Source organism: Brevundimonas sp. PWP3-1b1 (assembly GCF_049896065.1).
Classification (GTDB): Bacteria; Pseudomonadota; Alphaproteobacteria; order Caulobacterales; family Caulobacteraceae; genus Brevundimonas; species Brevundimonas intermedia_B.
The window spans coordinates 1,815,439-1,833,524 of the sequence record NZ_JAFCTO010000001.1; the positions used below are offsets into that span (position 1 = coordinate 1,815,439).

Genomic DNA, 18,086 nt, shown 5'->3' on the forward strand with positions numbered 1-18,086 from the left:
ATGATCGATCAAACCTCTACACCAAGCCCGCCCCCACGCCATCCGTTCGAAGGACGGACGGTGCGATGACGCCCCAGATCGAGGCCTTTCTGGAGATGATGGCGGTCGAACGCGACGCCTCGCCCCACACCCTGTCCGCCTATGGCCGCGATCTGGCGGACGCCGAGACGGCGCTGTCGGACGCCGGCGGTCTGATGAAGGCCGACGCCGAGGCCGTCGAAGGGTGGTTCGCCGACCTGTCGCGACGCGGCCTGTCCGCCGCAACCGCCGCCCGTCGCCGGTCCTCCGCGCGCCAGTTCTACCGTTTCGCCCTGGCCGAGGGCTGGCGCACCGACGATCCCTCGCGCCGCCTCGACGCGCCGAAACAGGGCCGCTCCCTGCCCAAGGTGCTGAGCCGCGACGAGATCGACGCCCTGCTGGCCGCCTCGGCCAGCCGAGATGCGGCGGCGGGGCTGCGCCTGGTCGCCCTGGTCGAGATGGCCTACGCTTCGGGCCTGCGGGTGTCGGAACTGCTGGGGCTCAAGGTCGAGGCCATCCGCCGCGACCCCGCCTATCTGATCGTGCGCGGCAAGGGCGGCAAGGAACGTCTCGCGCCGCTGAACACCGCCGCGCGCGAGGCCATCAAGGCCTGGCTGACGGCCCGCGACGCCAAGCTCAAGGGCAAGGATGGGCGAAAGCCCGAGGCGCCCGACAGTCCCTGGCTCTTTCCGTCCTCCGGCCGCACCGGCCACCTGACCCCCCGCCGCTTCGCCCAACTGCTGGACGAGGCCGCGATCACGGCCGGCATCGACCCGGCCCGCGTCAGCCCCCACGTCCTGCGCCACGCCTTCGCCACCCACCTGCTGGAAGGCGGCGCCGACCTGCGCGTCGTCCAGACCCTGCTGGGCCACGCCGACATCGCCACCACCCAGATCTACACCCACGTCGCCACCGACCGCCTGTCCCAGGTCGTCCAGCAAAACCACCCCTTGGCGCGCGACGACTGACAGCGCATATTCGGCCGATGGCGCATTCATTCTACGTCAAGGCGATCTGGGACGCTGAGGCCAGCGTTTGGTACAGCGAGTCCGACATTCCAGGCCTCGTCCTGCAAACGGACACGCTGGAAGAATTCGAGGATCTCATCCGGCACTTCGCGCCTGACCTTTTGGCGTCGAACCTCAATATCCACGAACCTGTCGCCATTCGTTTCGAGGCATCTCGGCAACTTGACCTCGCTGCGGCCTGAGTCCAGCGGCGGCTGCTAGATGGTTCAGGACTACTATCGAGACCTGACGCGGCGGCTCAGAGATGCCGGCTTCGAGCGCGTTCCTGGCGGCAAAGGCAGTCACGAGAAATGGCGTAACGCGGCAGGTCGCCAAGTCACCGTTCCCTCAAAGCCGATGCGGATTATGGCCAACGAAATCCTCAAACAGGCCGGTTTGCCAAAGGCCTTCTGAACCGCCGCTTGCCCGGCGGCGTTGACCTCTCTAGTTTCCCCCGCCTTCCCCAAGGGCGCTCTTGCCCGCTCGCAGTTCCCGGACGCCTTGATGGCCACGCACTATCTCGACTTCGAAAAGCCGATCGCCGATCTGGAAGCCAAGATCGAGGAGCTGTCGCTGCTGTCCGACGCCTCGGGCGATTTCGACAACGAGATCGAAGGCCTGCGCAAGAAGGCCGAGCAGCTGCGCAAGAAGACCTACGCCGGTCTGGACCCCTGGATGAAGACCCAGGTCGCGCGCCATCCGCAGCGTCCGCACTTCATCGACTATGTCCAGAGCCTGTTCACCGACTGGAACGAGCTGCACGGCGACCGCCAGTTCGGCGACGACCAGGCCATCCTGGGCGGCCTGGCGCGCTTTCGCGGCCGTCCGGTCGTGATCATGGGCCATGAAAAGGGTCACGACACCGCCACCCGCATCACCCACAACTTCGGCATGGCCCGGCCCGAGGGCTATCGCAAGGCTGTGCGCCTGATGGACATGGCCGAGCAGTTCGGCCTGCCGGTCCTCAGCTTCATCGACACCGCCGGCGCCTATCCGGGCCTGGGCGCCGAGGAGCGCGGTCAGGCCGAGGCCATCGCCCGTTCGACCGAGCGCTGCCTGACGCTGGGCGTGCCCTCCATCGCCACCATCACCGGCGAAGGCGGTTCGGGCGGCGCCATCGCCATCGCGGCGGCCAGCCGCGTGCTGATGCTGGAGCATTCGATCTATTCGGTCATCTCACCCGAGGGCGCGGCCGGCATCCTGTGGCGCGACGGCGCGCGGGCCAGGGACGCAGCCATGGCGATGAAGATCACTGGCCCGGATCTGATGGGGCTCAAGATCGTGGATCGCCTGATCGAGGAGCCGGTCGGCGGCGCCCATACCGACCGCGACGCCGCCATGGCCAATGTCGGCGACGTCCTGGCCGAAGAACTGAAGGGTTTCGAGGGCCTGTCGCCCCAGCAGATCAAGAAGCGCCGCGCCGACCGATTCTACGCCATCGGCGCCCTGTGAGCGAACAGCGTTAACGCAGCGTCCACCATCGTCTGCCAACCTTGGCCCTTATCGAGGGGCTTCGGGGTTTGCGACCGGCCATGATCACGACGACGGCGGGACAGAGCGAGGCCTTCGCGGCATGAGCGGCGGCGAATCCCTGCGCGAAAGCGCCGTCTTCAATCTGGGCGGCGCGATCACGATGATCGTCGACGATTCGCCCTTCTCGTTGACGTTGACCTCCAACGCCCTGACCGGCTTCGGCATCCGCCCGGCCTTCGCCTGCGGCACAGGAAGCCAGGCCAAGAAGCTGCTGACCGACAAGCCCATAGACCTGCTGGTCGTGGACACCGACATGCCGGACATCGACGGGTTCGAGCTGGTGCGATGGCTGCGTCGATCCGGGCCCAACCCCAACGCCTTCACCCCCGTCATCATGACCGCCAGCCACATCCGGCGCGGGCGTGTGGCCGAGGCCCGCGACTGCGGCGCCAACTTCGTCGTCACCAAGCCCTTCAGTCCCGCCATGCTGCTGGAGCGGATCCTGTGGGTCGCGCGCGACAGTCGGCCCTTCCTGGAGGTCGGCGACTATCTGGGACCGGACCGCCGGTTCCGACACAGCGGCTATGAGGGCGTCGAACGCCGGGCCGACATGATACGAAAGGCCAATGCGATGGAGAGCCTGGCCCTATGACCGTCATCACCCACACCCAGCGCAAGTCGCGCCTGTCCGAGATGCTGGATCGCCCCGGCGGCGTCAGCGTCGGCGTCGCCCTGGCCCAGGCCAGGGCCAATCTGGACGCCTTGCAGGACCAGGCCCGCGCCATCATCGCCGACAATATCGCCGTCCTGCTGGCCAAGCCCGAGCCCGACCTGATCGAGCCGATGCGGCTGGACCTGGCCTATTCCGCTTCCAGCCAGATCATCGACGCGGCCAGCCCGTTTGCGATGGACGACCTGTGCACGGCGGCCAAGGGTCTGTGCGATCTGCTGGACGCCGCGCCGCGCCAGGGCGGGTTCGACTGGCGCATCGCCACCGTTCACGCCCAGGCGATGAAGGTGCTGCTGGCCCTGCCGCCCGAGGAGCAGGCCGCGCGAACGGCCATCCTGACCAATCTGCACGAAGTCCTGCGCAAGAAGCTGCCCGCGAGCGATCAGTCCGCGACCTGAGACGCCTTGCCGGCGCGCGTCTGCTTGCGCCACAGGGCAGCGTATTCCCCGCCCTGACGCGCCACCAGCTCATGGTGCCCGCCGCGCTCGACGATCCGCCCGGCCTTCAGCACCAGGATCTGATCGGCGTCCGCCACGGTCGACAGCCTGTGCGCCACCACCAGGGTCGTGCGACCATGACGCGCCTTTTGCAGAGTCTTCTGGATCGCCGCCTCGGTGCGGCTATCCAAGGCGCTGGTCGCCTCGTCCAGGATCAGGATGCAGGGATCGGCCAGCAGGGCGCGGGCGATGCCGACACGCTGACGCTCGCCGCCCGACAGCTTCAGGCCCCGTTCTCCGACCTTGGTCTCCATCCCGTCCGGCAGGCCGCGAATGAAGTCGGCCAGTTCCGCCGCCTCGGCCGCCGCCCAGACCTGGGCCTCGTCCGCATCGGGGCGCGCAAAGGCGATATTGGCGCCCAAGGTGTCGTTGAACAGGGCCACGTCCTGCGGCACCAGGGCCACGGCGGCGCGCAACGACGCCTGGGTCACCTGACGCGCATCATGGCCGTCGATCAGCACGCGCCCTTCCTGCGGGTCCAGCAGCCGCAGCGCCAGTTTGACGATGGTGGACTTGCCCGAGCCGGACGGCCCGACCAGCGCGGTCGTCGTGCCGGGCGCCGCAAAGAAGCTGACGTCCTCCAGCCCGTTGGCCCGCGCGTCGTGGCGGAAGCCGACGTTTTCGAACTGGACGGACGCGCCGCGCGCATCGACCGGACGCGGCAGGGCCAGCGCATTGGCGGCGTCTGCGACCTGGGGCGTCTGACGTGTCACCTTCAGCATCTCTTCCATGTCGATGAAGGATTGGCGGATTTCCCGATAGGCGAAACCCAGAATGTTCAGCGGCGCATATAGCGAGATCATGATCAGCACGGCCGCCGTCACGTCGCCCGGCCCCATCCGACCGGCCGCCGCCTCGAACCCGGCCATCACCGCCATGACGCCCAGACCCAGGTTCATCACCAGGGCCTGCATCCCGTTCAGCATGGCCAGCGAGCTGTTGGCCTTCAGCGAGGCCTCGGCATAGTCGCCCAAGGCCCGGTCATAGGTCTGGGCCGCGCGCGTCTCGGCGCCGAACGACTTCACCGTCTCATAGTTCAGCAGGGCGTCGACCGAGACGCCGGCCGCCTCGGAGTCGGCAGCATTCATGATCCGGCGATGCTCCAGCCGCCAGTTGGACATGGCGAAGGTGGCCGCGGTGTAGATGACGACCACGACCACCGCGACGGCCGCGAACCGCCAGTCGTATTTCGCGCCCAGCACCCCCGCCGCCAGCACCAGCTCGACCCCGGTCGGGATCAGGTTGAAGGCCAGGATGCGCAGCAGGAAGTCCACCGCCCGCGACCCGCGATCCATCGTCCGCGACAGGGCGCCCGAGCGTTTGGTCTGGTGGAAGTCCAGCGACAGGCTCAGCGCATGGGCGAAGGCCTCGGCCGCCGTGGTGCGTTGGGCGGCGGCGCGCACGGGCGCGAACACCACGTCCGAAATCAGGGGAGAGGCGGCCGACAGGAACCGCACGAAGGTCCAGCCGATGGCGAAGGCTGCAAAGCCCAGACCGACGGCAGTCGCCGCGCCCTGCCCCGCCGCCAGCCGATTGACCGCCGCGCCCAGCACCAGCGGCGCCATGACGCCCAGCCCCTTGCCCGCCAGGGTCAACAGGATGGCGAAGATCAGCCTCAGTTTCAGGTGCGGCGCGCCCGAACGGGCGACCAGCCGCGCAAGGTCCGCCAACGCCGTCAGCGTCGGGGGTCCGTCCGTCTTGTCCTGTGTGCTGCCTGCCTGCTGCGCCTTGACCATCGGGTCACGCCTGCCGCCGGAGCGTTCGCCTCGTATCGCCATGATCCGCATATGGAAACCCATTGCGACCGGGGAAAGGCCACGCTGGCGCGCGACCGGGGATTAGTCGCTCAACCCAGGCCGGCGACCGCCTCGATCAGTTCGTCCACGGCCGCTTCCTGCGTCGCCCACGAACAGACGAACCGCACCGAGCCATCGTCGAACGGATAGCAGGCCCAGCCCAGGGCGTTCAGGCGCGCGTGCGCCTCAGGCGACATCCGCACGAACACGGCGTTGGCCTCGACCGGATGGGCCAGCACGAAGGGCGAGCGCGCGGCGATCCCCGCCGCCAGCCGCTGCGCCATCAGATTGGCGTGTGCGCCGCCCGATTCCCAGTCGCCGCTTTCCAGCAGCCCCAGCATCGGCCCCGACAGCATCCGCGCCTTCGACGCCGTCTGCCCCGCCTGTTTCAGACGATTGTCCAGCCGCCGCGCCAGGCTCTTGTCGAACAAGACGATGGCCTCGGCGCAGTTGGCGCCCGCCTTGGCGCCGCCGAACACCAGAACGTCCACGCCCAGGCGCGGAATGTCCTTCAGGTCGAACCCCGAGGCGACGGCGTTGGTCAGACGCGCGCCATCCATGTGGACGCCGTAACCCAGCGCCTTGGTCGGCTCGATCAGGTGACGCAACTCTTCCTCGGTATAGACCGCGCCATACTCGGTGGCCTGGGTCAGCGACAGGGCCGCTGGCGGCTGGCGGTGGCCGACTTCGGCCTCGCCCAGATGCGCCTGCAGGGCCAGCGGATCGATCTTGCCAGAGAAGCCTGGCAGGCCGATCAGGCCGACGCCGTGACCGAAGAAGCCCGGCGCGCCGGTCTCGTCGGTGCAGATATGGGCGGCGTTGTGCGCCAGAACCGCCTCATAGGGCTGGGCCAGCATCGACAGGGCGATGGCGTTGGCGGCCGTTCCGCTAAAGACGAACCGCACCTCGGCGTCCGCATCCAGCCGCTGGCGAATCTGATCGGCGGCGCGTGCGGTGACGTCGTCGGCGCCGTAGGCGCGGGCGAAACCTTTGTTGGCGCGGACCAGGCCTTCGACGGCGCTGGGCATCATGCCGGCGGTGTTGTCGGATCCGAAATCGTAGCGCATCAGCGGGTCGTCGCCTTCAAGTCAGCCGCGTCATCGTCGACAGTCCGCACACGGACCACCGGCATCACATCCTCGTCGCCATACGGTACGGCGACCTGATGCGGGAACGGGATTTCGATGCCCGCGGCGTCCAGCGCCTCCTTGCCGCCCTGCATCAGATCGGCCTGGGTCTGCCACCAGTCTTCGACCTTGACCCAGGCGTGCAGGGTCACTTGGACCGAACTGTCCAGAAGGCCCGTCACCCCCGTCCACGGATGCGGATCGTGCAGCACCTTCTCATGAGCCTCGGCCATGTCCGCCAGAACGCACCGCGCCTGGTTCAGGTCTTCGCCATAACCGACGGTGAAATTGATTTCGATCCGGCGCGTCTGCTGTCCGGTCAGATTGGTCAGCGGATCGCTCAGAACCTTCGAATTCGGGATGACGATCTTGTGGTTGTTGGCGTTCGACAGTTGGGTGGTGAACAGGTCCAGCCGCTGCACCGTGCCCGACATGCCGCCCACGTCCACGACGTCGCCGACGCGGTAGGGACGCAGGACAAGCAGCATGATCCCCGACGCCACGTTCGACAGCGTGCCTTGCAGCGCCAGGCCCACGGCCAGCGACGCCGCGCCCAGGACCGCGATGATCGAGGTGGTCTGCACCCCAAGCCGCTGCAACACGGCGATCATGCCGATGATGAACACCACCACGCGCACTACCTGAACCGCAAAGCTCAGGACCGTCGGATCGTGGCGGAAGCCGCGCACCCGCGACAGGCCATTGCGCGCCGCCCTCGACGCCCATTTCGCCGCAAAGACCGTCGCGGCGAAGATCAGGATGGCGATGGTCAGGTTGATCGCAAAATCACCGGCCATGTCGGTCAGTTTGGCGATCACGGCGGCGTCGATGGACACGGCCTTGCGTCCTGCGGCGACCGCTTCGGCGATAGGGGTGATATCGGCTGGGATGGGCGAAGACATGGGCCGGGTCTAACGCCTGACGCGCCGATTGGAACCCCCGAATGCCCGTTTTCAGGCCTTGGCGATCCGTCCGCCGCCGCTTTCGATGGCGTCCAGCAGGTCCATCACGTCGTCGATGGTGTTGGCCTCTCTAGCCGGTTTGTCCCAGCGGATGCGGCTGACGCGCGGGAAACGCATGGCCACGCCCGACTTGTGCCGCGTCGAGCGATTCAACCCCTCGAAGGCGATCTCCAGCACCAGTCCGAAGTCCCTCTCGGCCCGCACAGACCGCACCGGCCCGAACCGGTCGATGGTGTGGTCGCGCACGAACTTGTCGAGCTGTTTCAGCTCCTCGTCGGTAAAGCCGAAATAGGCCTTACCGACCGGCGTCAGCGCCCCCTCCGGCGTCCAGACGCCAAAGGTAAAGTCGGAATAGAAGCTGGATCGTTTCCCATGTCCGCGCTGGGCGTACATCAGGACCGCGTCGATGACGTGGGGATCGCGCTTCCATTTGAACCACGGCCCCTTGGGCCGCCCCGCCAGATAGGGACTGTCCCAGCGTTTCAGCATCAGGCCTTCCGCCGCCGCCCCGACCGGCGGATCGGCCCGGAGCCGCGCCAGATGATCCCAGTCGGCGTAATCGACCACGGGCGACAGATGCAGCCGCTCGCCCGTGTGACCGGCCACCAGTGCTTCCAGCCGCGCGCGACGGTCGCGCAGAGGCAACGTCCGCAAATCCTCGCCGTCCTGGGCCAGCAGGTCATAGGCGATCACCGCCGCCGGAAAGGCCTGCATCGCCTTGGCGTCCACCGTCTTGCGGTTCAGCCGTTGCTGCAGATCCCCGAACGGCGCCACCGCCCCGTCGCGCCAGACGATCAGCTCGCCATCGATCGCGCCCTGGAACGCCAGAGCCTCCATCACATCGGGAAAGGCCGCCGAAATCTCGTCGCCGGTGCGGGAATACAGCTTGCCGACATCGCCCTCCAGCACCGCCTGAACCCGTATGCCGTCCCACTTCCACTCGGCGGCGTAATCGGCCGGCGACAGTTTGGGCAGATCGACCGCCTCGTCGATGGCGACCGCAAGCATGACGGGTCGGAACCGGCCGGGCGCATCCGGGCTGGGCCGTTCCGCCCTGCCCTCAAGCCAGGCGAACAGGTCGGCGTATGGCGGTTCGACCGCGTGCCAGACCTCTTCGATGGCCGAGGCGTCGATGGCCTCCAGCGTCGTCTGGGCTTCATCGCCGTCGGGCGACGGCGGCGCCATCACGGCATCCGGTCGCATCATCGCCGCCGCCGTCTTGGCCAGCCGCGCCGACAGGCCCACACGCAAGGCCCCGGTCATGAGTTTCAGCAGCGCCCAACGACCCTTCGGCTCCAGCGCGTCCAACCAGCCTTCCAGCAGCCCCCGCACCTCGGCCCGGCTGGCGGTGCGCAAGGCCTCGACCACCTCGGCCAGCTCCGGCTCGCGATTGGGCCGATGATCGGGGCTGACGGGCCAGATCAAGGCCACGGTCTCAGCCAGATCTCCCACATAGTCGTAGGACCAGCCGAACAGCACGCTGTCCACCCGCCCCTCGACCGCCTTCCTGATCATGGCCGGTTTGGCGGCGTCGAACGTCAGGTCGCCCGTCAGCGCCGCCAGCGCCCAGCCCCGGTCGGGGTCGGGCGTCGCCCTCAGATAATCCCTCACCAGCACCAGTTTCGCATTGCGCGAGGCGGTAAGGGACAAACGATCCAGAAGCTCGGCGAAGGCGCGCATCGTCATCCATCTTGGGCGCTCGAAGCGTCGCCGCATACCAGAACGAAAAACGCCCCGGAGGTTTCCCTCCGGGGCGCGTCTTCGATCTCAGGGATCAGTTGAACAGGCCGGCGATCACGGCGGTGATCAGACCCCCGGCGACGGCGGCCAGAACCACGTCATTGCCGCTGCGGACGTACTGATAGCCACGCGGCGGGGCGCGCAGGCCGTAGCGGTTGTAGTCGTTCACCACATAGGCGTTGGAGCGATAGTAGGACGGCATGCGCTGGCCATAGCTCCAGGTGCGCACCGCATAACCGCGCGGGGGCGCATAGCGGGGAGCGTTGTAGCGACGCTCGGCCCGCTGCCAGCGAGCATAGGCGCGCTGTTGCTGGCGATACTCCTGACGATCCTGGCGCTGATCCTGACGGAACTCCCGGCGGTCGTCACGACGATCCTGGCGATGATCGCGTTGCTCGTAACGATGATCGCCGCGCGATTGGGCCGAGGCGGCGCCGGCGGCGCCCAGGGCGGTGGTGGCCATCAACGCGGCCATCGTGGCGGTGAGGATCTTTCTCATGATCGTGTCTCCATCTGCGTCGAAGGGCTTCGACTTGATCGCAGTTATGGAGCGCGGCGGCTGAGGCGGGTCTGAACCGCCGTCAGAGGCTGGCGTTCATTGTGGGAACACGTTTAGGCCACGATCAGGCGGCGACGGAGTTCTGCGAAGCCGGCGGCGCCATCTGTCCGACCGCCTCGCGTCCGCCGCCGACCCGGCCCATCAACGCCGCCAGGGCGCTGAAATCGATGGGTTTGTTCAGATAGGCGTCGGCGCCGGCTTCCAGGCCGGCCTTGTGGTCTTCGGTACGGGCGGATGCCGACAGGACGACGATGGGCGTGCCCGCGTTCTGGCCCCCGCCGTCGCGAATAAGTCGGGTCGCGGTCAGGCCGTCCATGACCGGCATGTTCACATCCATGATGATCAGGTCGAACGGCTGATCCTTGGCGATCTCGACAGCCATCTGGCCGTTCTCGGCTGTCGAGGTGACGTGGCTGGCCGAACTCATCCAGGCTTCGAGGATCATGCGGTTCACCGGATGGTCCTCGACCACCAGCACGCGCAGCGATTCGCCGCCCGCGATCTCGGCGTGGACTTCATCGGCCGCCACCGGCTTGGCCCACTCGACCACCTCGGCCTCGATCTCCAGGGTGAAGCACGACCCATCGGCAAGGCGCGATGTGACCGTGATGTCGCCGCCCATGATGTTGGCCATGCGCCGCGCGATGGTCAGGCCCAGGCCCGTGCCGCCGAAACGGCGCGTGGAGGAGGTATCGACCTGGGTGAAAGGCAGGAACAGCCGCTGCAGGTCCGCCGCCGCGATGCCGGTTCCGCTGTCCTTGACGATGAACTCGAACCGCACGCGCTGGTCCGACACGCGATGACCACGCACAGTGTAGTGAATCTGGCCGGCCTCGGTGAACTTGACGGCGTTCGACAACAGGTTCTGAACCACCTGGCAGACCCGCAGCGGATCCCCTCGCACCACCGTCGGGATCTCACCTTCGAAGGTGGAGACGAACTCCAGGCCTTTGGCCTCGGCCTGGGCTTCGAACGGTCCGGTGATACGCTTGTGCAGGCTGTCGACGGCGATATCGACGACCTCGAAGTTCATCTTGCCCGCCTCGATCTTTGTCATGTCGAGGATGTCGTTCAGCAGCGACAGCAGGTTGTCGCCCGAGTTGCGGATGATCGACAGATACTCGCGCTGCGTCGCTTCCAGACGTGTCGCGCTGAGCAGTTGCGCCGCGCCCAGGACGCCGTTCATCGGCGTGCGCAGCTCATGAGAAATCACGCCCAGGAAGTTGGACTTGGCGTCATTGGCGGCATTGGCCTTGTCGCGGGCGGCTTCCAGTTCCTCGATCAGATGGGACTGATGCGACTGGAAGGCGCGGATGCGCTCTTCGCGCAGCAGCGTCATGGTCACCAGAACGAACAGACCCGCCGCCGTGAACGGCAGGACGGCCAGCATCGACCAGAACTCGCTCGTGCCCCACAGGCTTAACAGAATGACCGCCGCCGCCGCGCCATAGGGCGAAGAGATGATCAGGGCCTGACGGGGCGAACTCCGCAGTTGGGCGAACACCAGCACATAGCCGGAACTGATCAGGGCCAGGGCTAGAGGCCGGCCGAAATCGGAAGGCGAGAACCAGGCCAGCAGGGGCGCGATGGCCCAGGCGCCGGTCGTTACGGTGGCGACGATGGGGAAGATCACCCCCCAATTCGTGCCCACGCGATGGCTCAAGCGCTGCTCGACCAAGCCGCGCACGGCGCCCGCCGCGACCGTCACACCGAACCACAGCACCGCCTGCCACAGGCCCACCGTACCCAGCAGCCCGAGAGCCCACGAGGCGATGATCAGGTAGCGCAGATATTGCGTTTGCAGGATGGCCGTCAGAGCCTGAGCTGCATCGCCGGCGCGCTGATCGCCCTCTAACGCTTTCGCGACGCCGTCGGATTCCACCATAAGCCCAGATCCCCACGTTCTGTTTGGTCGCGTGACGCTAAGACGAAGGTTCTAAGACGATGTGAACGCTGTTTTTTCCGTCATATCGATTCCCCCGCCTCCTCCGGCGTCAGCGCCTTGATCGACAGGGCGTGGACGGGTCCGGTCATCTCGTCCTTGAGCAAGGCGTTGACCGCCCGTTGACGCGCCAGACGCGACTGCCCCTGGAAAGCAGCCGAAACGATCACCAGATTGAAGTGGCTTTCCCCACCGGGTTTGGCGTCCATCCCGCCTTCGTGATGGTGACCGGCGTGTCGCCAGCTGTCATCTTCGACCTCCAGCCGTTGCGGCGAGAGCCCATCGGTCAGTTTTGCACGAATAATCGTCGCAACCGGGCCTTCTGACATGATCGATTCCTTGATGCTGTCCCATTCGGCCTTACACTTCGGCTGATGTCCGCCTCCTTTCAATACAAGCCGCGCTTCACCGACATTCGGGTGAAGCCGCCCAAGCCCGAGGAAGAGGCGGCGAAAGCCGATGTCCTTCACCTCAAGCCGGGCGAGACGCCGTGCCAATGGCCCGACTGTCGCAAGGCCGCGGCCGCCAAGGCGCCGAAGTCGAGAGAGCGGCTGAACGACTTCTACGAATTCTGCCAGCCCCACGCCGGCGAGTACAACAAGGGCTGGAATTTCTACGCCGGCATGAGCGAAGGACAGATTCGCAACCTGCAGGAAAACGAGGCCATGACCGGCGGCCGCCCGACCTGGGAAATGCAGGCCGGAAAGTTCACGCGAGAGGCCGCCGCCTTCGCCGCCAAGATGGGTACGGCCAACACCACCGGCGCCGGCTCATGGCGCGACAGCTTCGGCCTGTTCGGGCGCAAGGGCGATCAGGCGCCCCAGTCTCCGACCGAGGATCGCCGCATCGGCAAGCTGGAACGCGCGGCCCTGGCCGACCTGGATCTGGATCCCGGCGCGGACAAGGCCAAGATCAAGGCCCAGTACCACGACCTGCTGAAGCGCTTTCACCCCGACACCAACAACGGTGACCGGGGCGCGGAGGCCAAGCTGCAACGTGTCATCAAGGCCTGGAAGACGCTCAAGAAGGCCGGCCTGGCCTGATCTCGCCTATTCGGCGTAGATCATCTTGCGCGTCATGCCGCCGTCCACCGTCAGAACCTGGCCGGTGATGAAGCCCGCGTCGGCCAGATAGACCACGGCCTGGGCGATGTCCTCGACACGGCCAACGCGGCCGACGGGATGCTGGTCGTGATCGACGGGTCGCAGGTCGTCGTCGCCGGAAATCCAGCCCGGCGCGATCGCATTGACCCGCGTCTTCGGCCCCAGGCTGATGGCCAGGGCGTGGGTCAGGGCGACCATGGCGCCCTTGGACGCGGCATAGGCTTCGGTCTCGGGTTCCGACATGAAGGCGCGGGTCGAGGCCATATTGATGATGCTCCCACCCTCCGCCAGCAGCGGAATGGCGCTGCGGGTCATCAGGAAGGCGCCCGTCAGATGGCTGTCGACCGTCTTGCGCCAGTCCTTCAGCGACAGTTCGGCCAGCGGCCCATTGACGGGATCAGCCACCCCGCCGTTGTTCACCAGCAGGTCCAGTTCCGACCAGCCGAGTTCCTCATAGGCTTTGGCGACCGAGGCCTCGTCGCCGATGTCGCACAGTATCTGGCGGGCGTCGGTGGTCATGCCCGCCTTCAGATCGAAGGATGCGACATCCCACCCGCGCGCAGCCAGGGCCTTGCAGACGCCGGCTCCGATCAGACCTGCGCCACCCGTAACGATTGCTCTTTTCATGGGCCTGGAACCGCCGAAGCCGGGCTTGGTTGCGCCGCGCCGGCCCTAACCCGCCGCCCCGCTGTTCGAGGCGGTCATCATCGGCGCCGAAGGTTCGCGGAAATAGCGGTCGATGCCATCAGCGACCGACTTCATCAAACGACGGCGCGCGCGCTCGTCGGTTAGCAGCCGCTCGTCCTCGGGATTGGTGATGAAGCCCATCTCCAGCAGCACGGCCGGCACGTCGGGCGCCAGCAGCACGGCCAGACCTGCGTCTCTATGGCTGCGGCGCAGCAGCGGCTGGTCCGAGCCTTCCAGATGGGTGAGCAGCACGCGGGCGAACTGGGCCGAACGATTCTGGGTCGCGCGCTGGGTCATATCCAGCAGAATACGGTCCACCGACGGGTCGCGGCCCGGCAGGTGCAGCTCGCGGTGCCAGTTGTCGCCGCGCGTGAACTCGCGCACCGCCCGGCCCGCACCCTGTTCCGACAGCGTATAGACGCTGGCCCCGCGCAGCGCCGGATCGGCCCCGGCGTCGGCGTGCAGAGAGATGAACAGGTCGGCGTCCGACTGACGCGCGATGGACACCCGGCGATACAGGTCGACATACCGATCGTCGGACCGGGTCAGCCGCACGCGATAACGACCGTTCTTCTCCAGCTCGGTCTTCAGCGCCAGTGCGGCGGCCAGGGTGATCTGCTTTTCCTGGGCGCGGGCGCCGCTGGCGCCGGGGTCATTGCCGCCGTGACCGGCGTCGATGACGATCAGCGGCCGTTCGGCCCGGCGCGGCGGAGCGCTTGGTCGCGGCGCAGGCGTGTTGGACGCGCGTACGGCCGCGCCGGTCGCCTTCAGATCCACGACATAGCGATAGTGTCCGACCCCGTCGCCGGGCGGCAGCAGGAAGCGCCGCTCGATCTCGCTGCCCCGCGCCAGCTCCAGCTGAACCCGCGACGACCCGCCGGAAGACGTGACCTCATAGGACCGCACCAGGCCCGATCCGCCGCCGTTCAGGCCCCGTCCCGGCGCGACGCCGTTCAGGGCCAGGACCACGCGACCTTCGCCGCCCGCGTCGATGACACGGCCCTGCGCCGACTTGTCCAGATCGATGACGACGCGGGTCCGATCGCCGTCTGCGCCGAAGCGCACGGCCAGCACATCCCCTTGCGCGCCCCAGGCGAAGCCGCGCGTCGCGAACAGACCGACCACGCAGATGACCACGAAGGCCAGGGCGGTCATCGCCCATTCCTTCGCGCCCCAGCGCATCAGACCTGTCAAAACGCGACCGCTCATTGCGACGCCAAACCCAAATAAAGCCTACTAAGCCGTCATCATGCCAGACGCTCGTATTCAGGGGGTTAAGGCGAACGCCTTTTAATTCTCCAGTTGCGTGACTATGCTGTGAACCGCTCGCGAACCGATCGCGCCGATTTCGCCTCTGCGAATCTTGGCGCGCCCTCCTCGCGGCGTTGACTTTCACCAATCCGAGAACCGCCCCGGCATCGCCGATGGTTCGAAGAGCGGACCAGGGACGCGGCCTTCCCAAGGGATTGGCGCGCCCGGTTCAGGACCGACGACTTCAATGGGCCTTTCCGCCTGCGTTCCCCAACGGCTTGATCAAGCCCGCTTCGCCGTTCTCGGCGAGGGGATGTCGCGCGCGCCGGCCCTCACCTTCATTCGGCGAGCCGCCATGACCCTGCCCGGTGTTCCGGGACGGTCGGCCTGCGCGCGCCAGAGAGAGACTTTCCATGTCAAAGACAATGCTGATCGATGCGGCGCATCCCGAGGAGACCCGGGTCGCCATCGTGGACGGACGCCAAATTGAGGAATTCGATTTCGAATCCCGTGCGAAGCGCCAGCTTCGCGGCAACATCTACCTCGCCAAGGTCACCCGCGTAGAGCCCAGCCTGCAGGCCGCGTTCATCGAATACGGCGGCAATCGCCACGGCTTCCTGGCCTTCAACGAAATCCACCCGGACTATTACCAGATCCCGGTCGCCGACCGCGAAGCCATCATGGCCGAAGCGCACGACGATGAGGACGAGGACGATCTGGATCGGGAATCGACTGGCGACGACGTCGATCCCGAAGGCGCCCTGGCCGACGAGGAACGCCTGAAGCGCCGCCTGATGCGTCGCTACAAGATCCAGGACGTCATCAAGCGCCGCCAGATCCTGCTGGTTCAGGTCGTCAAGGACGAACGCGGCGCCAAGGGCGCGGCCCTGACCACCTGGCTGTCGCTGGCCGGCCGCTACTGCGTCCTGATGCCCAACACGGGCAAGGGCGGCGGCATCAGCCGCAAGATCACCAACACCTCCGACCGTCGCCGCCTGAAGAGCGCCGTCTCGGCCCTGGACGTGCCCAAGGGCATGGGCCTGATAATCCGCACGGCCGGCGCCAAGCGCACCAAGGCCGAGATCAAGCGCGACTATCAGTATCTGATGCGCCTGTGGGAGACGATCCGCGAGACCACGCTGAACTCCCACGCCCCCTCGGTGATCTACGAGGAAGAGAACCTGGTCCGCCGCGCCGTGCGCGACATGTTCGACAAGGATTTCGACGGCATCCAGGTCGAGGGTGTCGAGGGCTTCAAGGAAGCGCGCGACTTCATGCGCGTGCTGATGCCGGCCCAGGCCAACAAGGTTCACCTGTATCGCGGTTCGCGGCCCCTGTTCGCCGCCAACGGCATCGAGGAGCTGCTGACGCAGATCCACCAGCCGGTCGTGCCGCTGAAGTCCGGCGGCTATCTGGTCATCAACCAGACCGAGGCCCTGGTGGCCATCGACGTCAACTCGGGCCGCGCCACCAAGGAACGCAACGTCGAGCAGACGGCGTTCAAGACCAATATGGAAGCGGCCGAAGAAGCCGCCCGCCAGCTGCGCCTGCGCGACCTCGCCGGCCTGGTCGTCATCGACTTCATCGATATGGATGAGGGCAAGAACAACCGCGCAGTCGAGCGCGTGTTGAAGGAGGCCCTGTCCTCCGACCGCGCCCGCATCCAGATGGGCCGGATATCGCCCTTCGGCCTGATGGAAATCAGCCGCCAGCGTCGCCGCCTGGGCGTGATCGAGGGCGCGACCGAGGCCTGCCCGCACTGCCAGGGCACGGGCCGCATCCGCTCGGCCGAATCCGCCGCCCTGATGACCCTGCGCGCGGTCGATATCGAGGCCGGCAAGAACGGCGCGGGCGTCGTGGTGCTGAAGGTCTGCACCGCCGTCGGCCTGTATATCCTGAACCACAAGCGCGCCTATCTGCAGTCGCTGCTGGAACGTCGCGGCCTGAACGTCATCGTCCAGATCGACGACAGCCTGGGCCAGGGCGAGCACAATATCGAGCGCACCGAGACCAACGAGGACTTCGTCGCGCCCGAGATCGAGATGCCCAACCTCGACGACGACTTCGACGCCTCGCTGTACGAAGACGAGGATGAGGACGACGACGAGGAGATCGTCGGCGACGACGACGACGATATCGAGGCGCTGGACCGCGAGGACAGCGACGATGACGAGCCGCGCGAACGGGCTGAACGCGCCGAGTCCGGCGGTCGTGATCGCGACCGCGGTCGTGGCCGCAATCGCCGCCGTCGCGGCGGTCGTCGCGACGAGGAGACCGCAGAGGTCGCCGAAACCGTCGAAGCTGCCGATACGCTGAACGTCGACGACGCCTCGGACGACGAGGAAGACGAGAACGGCCGTCGCCGTCGCCGTGGCCGCCGTGGCGGTCGCCGTGTCCGCGAGGACGGCGAGCGCGACGTCTACACCTGGGTCCGCGGTCGCACGCCGTCGCTGGACGACCCCTATGTTTGGTTCGACCCGCTGAATCCCGGCCGTTCGGAAGGTCGCCCAGAGCGCCCAGAACGTGTTGAGCGTCCCGAGCGCGCCGAACGCCCCGCTGCGGCTCAGTCCGAAGTCGAAGGTCTGGACGTGGCAGCCGGCGAAGGCTCCGGCGAGGAAGGCGGCCGTTCGCGCCGTCGCCGTCGTCGCGGTCGAGGTCGTGGCGACGCGCCTGTCGGTCACGAGATCAAGGTCGAGAACCGCGCCACCAACGAAGGCATGCCGCCCGACGGCTCGCCCGAGACGCCGATGGCCGTGATGGTCGATGCGCCCGTTGAGACGGCTGAAGTCGATACTCCGGCGGTCGCGCCGGAACCGCAGCGTCGTCGCGTGCGCCGCAAGTCGGCCAGCGCCAATGTCGAGATCGCGACCGAACCGCATCCCGACACGGCCATCGAGCCGAACGAGGCTGCGGTCGAAGGCGCGCCGGTCGAACTGGACGTGACCCCGCACGAGGCCATGGTCTCCGCGCCGGCCGAGGTCGCGCCGGTAGAGGAGCCGACCCCGGTTCCGGTCGCAGAGGCCGTCCTGGCCGAACCGTTCGTGGCCCCGACGCCCGAGATCGATGTCGAGGCGATCATCGCCGAAGATCCGAACCAGATCGTCGCACCGCCTGAAAAGCCCAAGCGTGGGTGGTGGCGCCGCTGATCGGTCACGATTAGACTGTCAGGATGCAGGCGGGGGCCGGTCGCTATT

17 protein-coding genes are annotated in these 18,086 nt (G+C 67.0%); 8 read left to right on the forward strand and 9 right to left on the reverse strand.

Going from position 1 to position 18,086, the window contains the following annotated elements; translation table 11 throughout:
• The first annotated feature begins 65 nt into the window (after window positions 1-65).
• From ACP69V_RS08925 to ACP69V_RS08950, 6 genes are all read left to right on the forward strand, one after another.
• The gene (locus ACP69V_RS08925; protein ID WP_426023544.1) at window positions 66-986 is read left to right on the forward strand and encodes a site-specific tyrosine recombinase XerD; all 921 of its coding nucleotides are present in this window, start codon (window positions 66-68) and stop codon (window positions 984-986) included.
• A 17-nt stretch (window positions 987-1,003) separates the two neighbouring features.
• Window positions 1,004-1,228 carry a DUF1902 domain-containing protein gene (locus ACP69V_RS08930; protein ID WP_313011742.1) on the forward strand — a complete coding sequence of 75 codons (225 nt, stop codon included), beginning with the start codon at window positions 1,004-1,006 and terminating at the stop codon, window positions 1,226-1,228.
• Window positions 1,229-1,247: 19 nt separating this feature from the next.
• Window positions 1,248-1,439 carry a type II toxin-antitoxin system HicA family toxin gene (locus ACP69V_RS08935; protein ID WP_159844690.1) on the forward strand — a complete coding sequence of 64 codons (192 nt, stop codon included), beginning with the start codon at window positions 1,248-1,250 and terminating at the stop codon, window positions 1,437-1,439.
• A gap of 90 nt (window positions 1,440-1,529) precedes the next feature.
• Complete coding sequence (locus ACP69V_RS08940; RefSeq protein WP_159844693.1) at window positions 1,530-2,477, forward strand: acetyl-CoA carboxylase carboxyltransferase subunit alpha; 948 nt, start codon at window positions 1,530-1,532, stop codon at window positions 2,475-2,477.
• A gap of 121 nt (window positions 2,478-2,598) precedes the next feature.
• Complete coding sequence (locus ACP69V_RS08945; RefSeq protein WP_426023545.1) at window positions 2,599-3,150, forward strand: response regulator; 552 nt, start codon at window positions 2,599-2,601, stop codon at window positions 3,148-3,150.
• Window positions 3,147-3,626, forward strand: coding sequence for a chemotaxis protein CheE (locus ACP69V_RS08950; protein WP_426023546.1), 480 nt, complete (start codon window positions 3,147-3,149; stop codon window positions 3,624-3,626). The genes ACP69V_RS08945 and ACP69V_RS08950 overlap by 4 nt, the downstream gene beginning before the upstream one ends.
• Here ACP69V_RS08950 and ACP69V_RS08955 read toward each other — a convergent pair.
• From ACP69V_RS08955 to ACP69V_RS08985, 7 genes are all read right to left on the reverse strand, one after another.
• Window positions 3,611-5,461, reverse strand: coding sequence for an ABCB family ABC transporter ATP-binding protein/permease (locus ACP69V_RS08955; RefSeq protein WP_426023547.1), 1,851 nt, complete (start codon window positions 5,459-5,461; stop codon window positions 3,611-3,613). The genes ACP69V_RS08950 and ACP69V_RS08955 overlap by 16 nt on opposite strands.
• A 110-nt stretch (window positions 5,462-5,571) precedes the next feature.
• On the reverse strand, window positions 5,572-6,588 hold the full coding sequence (locus ACP69V_RS08960) for a threonine aldolase family protein (RefSeq protein WP_426023548.1): 1,017 nt from the start codon (window positions 6,586-6,588) through the stop codon (window positions 5,572-5,574).
• On the reverse strand, window positions 6,588-7,550 hold the full coding sequence (locus ACP69V_RS08965) for a mechanosensitive ion channel family protein (RefSeq protein WP_426023549.1): 963 nt from the start codon (window positions 7,548-7,550) through the stop codon (window positions 6,588-6,590). Before ACP69V_RS08965 ends, ACP69V_RS08960 begins: the two co-directional genes overlap by 1 nt.
• Before the next feature lie 51 nt (window positions 7,551-7,601).
• On the reverse strand, window positions 7,602-9,290 hold the full coding sequence (locus ACP69V_RS08970) for a cisplatin damage response ATP-dependent DNA ligase (RefSeq protein WP_426023550.1): 1,689 nt from the start codon (window positions 9,288-9,290) through the stop codon (window positions 7,602-7,604).
• A gap of 94 nt (window positions 9,291-9,384) precedes the next feature.
• Window positions 9,385-9,849, reverse strand: coding sequence for an RcnB family protein (locus ACP69V_RS08975; protein ID WP_426023551.1), 465 nt, complete (start codon window positions 9,847-9,849; stop codon window positions 9,385-9,387).
• A gap of 124 nt (window positions 9,850-9,973) precedes the next feature.
• On the reverse strand, window positions 9,974-11,794 hold the full coding sequence (locus tag ACP69V_RS08980) for a response regulator (protein WP_426023552.1): 1,821 nt from the start codon (window positions 11,792-11,794) through the stop codon (window positions 9,974-9,976).
• Between the two features lie 80 nt (window positions 11,795-11,874).
• Window positions 11,875-12,180, reverse strand: coding sequence for a BolA family protein (locus ACP69V_RS08985; RefSeq protein WP_426023553.1), 306 nt, complete (start codon window positions 12,178-12,180; stop codon window positions 11,875-11,877).
• Window positions 12,181-12,225: 45 nt separating this feature from the next.
• Here ACP69V_RS08985 and ACP69V_RS08990 point away from each other — a divergent pair, with 45 nt between their 5' ends.
• Entirely contained in the window at window positions 12,226-12,894 is a 669-nt protein-coding gene (locus ACP69V_RS08990; RefSeq protein WP_426023554.1) for a J domain-containing protein, read from the forward strand.
• A gap of 6 nt (window positions 12,895-12,900) precedes the next feature.
• Here ACP69V_RS08990 and ACP69V_RS08995 read toward each other — a convergent pair whose 3' ends face one another.
• Both ACP69V_RS08995 and ACP69V_RS09000 read right to left on the reverse strand, forming a co-directional pair.
• Window positions 12,901-13,581, reverse strand: a complete 681-nt coding sequence (locus tag ACP69V_RS08995) for an SDR family oxidoreductase (RefSeq protein WP_426023555.1) — start codon at window positions 13,579-13,581, stop codon at window positions 12,901-12,903.
• Window positions 13,582-13,626: 45 nt separating this feature from the next.
• The gene (locus tag ACP69V_RS09000; RefSeq protein ID WP_346495995.1) at window positions 13,627-14,796 is read right to left on the reverse strand and encodes an N-acetylmuramoyl-L-alanine amidase; all 1,170 of its coding nucleotides are present in this window, start codon (window positions 14,794-14,796) and stop codon (window positions 13,627-13,629) included.
• Between the two features lie 509 nt (window positions 14,797-15,305).
• Between ACP69V_RS09000 and ACP69V_RS09005 the strand changes: the two genes are divergently transcribed.
• Window positions 15,306-18,038: an Rne/Rng family ribonuclease gene (locus tag ACP69V_RS09005; protein WP_426023556.1), complete on the forward strand. Its 2,733-nt coding sequence runs from the start codon at window positions 15,306-15,308 to the stop codon at window positions 18,036-18,038.
• Window positions 18,039-18,086 lie beyond the last annotated feature (48 nt).

Bases quoted from the DNA above. Each gene is read 5' to 3' on its own strand.
- ACP69V_RS08925 (WP_426023544.1), top strand. From the start codon at position 66: ATGACGCCCCAGATCGAGGCCTTTCTGGAGATGATGGCGGTCGAACGC.
- ACP69V_RS08930 (WP_313011742.1), top strand. From the start codon at position 1,004: ATGGCGCATTCATTCTACGTCAAGGCGATCTGGGACGCTGAGGCCAGC.
- ACP69V_RS08935 (WP_159844690.1), top strand. From the start codon at position 1,248: ATGGTTCAGGACTACTATCGAGACCTGACGCGGCGGCTCAGAGATGCC.
- ACP69V_RS08940 (WP_159844693.1), top strand. From the start codon at position 1,530: ATGGCCACGCACTATCTCGACTTCGAAAAGCCGATCGCCGATCTGGAA.
- ACP69V_RS08945 (WP_426023545.1), top strand. From the start codon at position 2,599: ATGAGCGGCGGCGAATCCCTGCGCGAAAGCGCCGTCTTCAATCTGGGC.
- ACP69V_RS08950 (WP_426023546.1), top strand. From the start codon at position 3,147: ATGACCGTCATCACCCACACCCAGCGCAAGTCGCGCCTGTCCGAGATG.
- ACP69V_RS08955 (WP_426023547.1), bottom strand. From the start codon at position 5,461: ATGGTCAAGGCGCAGCAGGCAGGCAGCACACAGGACAAGACGGACGGA.
- ACP69V_RS08960 (WP_426023548.1), bottom strand. From the start codon at position 6,588: ATGCGCTACGATTTCGGATCCGACAACACCGCCGGCATGATGCCCAGC.
- ACP69V_RS08965 (WP_426023549.1), bottom strand. From the start codon at position 7,550: ATGTCTTCGCCCATCCCAGCCGATATCACCCCTATCGCCGAAGCGGTC.
- ACP69V_RS08970 (WP_426023550.1), bottom strand. From the start codon at position 9,290: ATGCGCGCCTTCGCCGAGCTTCTGGATCGTTTGTCCCTTACCGCCTCG.
- ACP69V_RS08975 (WP_426023551.1), bottom strand. From the start codon at position 9,849: ATGAGAAAGATCCTCACCGCCACGATGGCCGCGTTGATGGCCACCACC.
- ACP69V_RS08980 (WP_426023552.1), bottom strand. From the start codon at position 11,794: ATGGTGGAATCCGACGGCGTCGCGAAAGCGTTAGAGGGCGATCAGCGC.
- ACP69V_RS08985 (WP_426023553.1), bottom strand. From the start codon at position 12,180: ATGTCAGAAGGCCCGGTTGCGACGATTATTCGTGCAAAACTGACCGAT.
- ACP69V_RS08990 (WP_426023554.1), top strand. From the start codon at position 12,226: ATGTCCGCCTCCTTTCAATACAAGCCGCGCTTCACCGACATTCGGGTG.
- ACP69V_RS08995 (WP_426023555.1), bottom strand. From the start codon at position 13,581: ATGAAAAGAGCAATCGTTACGGGTGGCGCAGGTCTGATCGGAGCCGGC.
- ACP69V_RS09000 (WP_346495995.1), bottom strand. From the start codon at position 14,796: ATGACCGCCCTGGCCTTCGTGGTCATCTGCGTGGTCGGTCTGTTCGCG.
- ACP69V_RS09005 (WP_426023556.1), top strand. From the start codon at position 15,306: ATGTCAAAGACAATGCTGATCGATGCGGCGCATCCCGAGGAGACCCGG.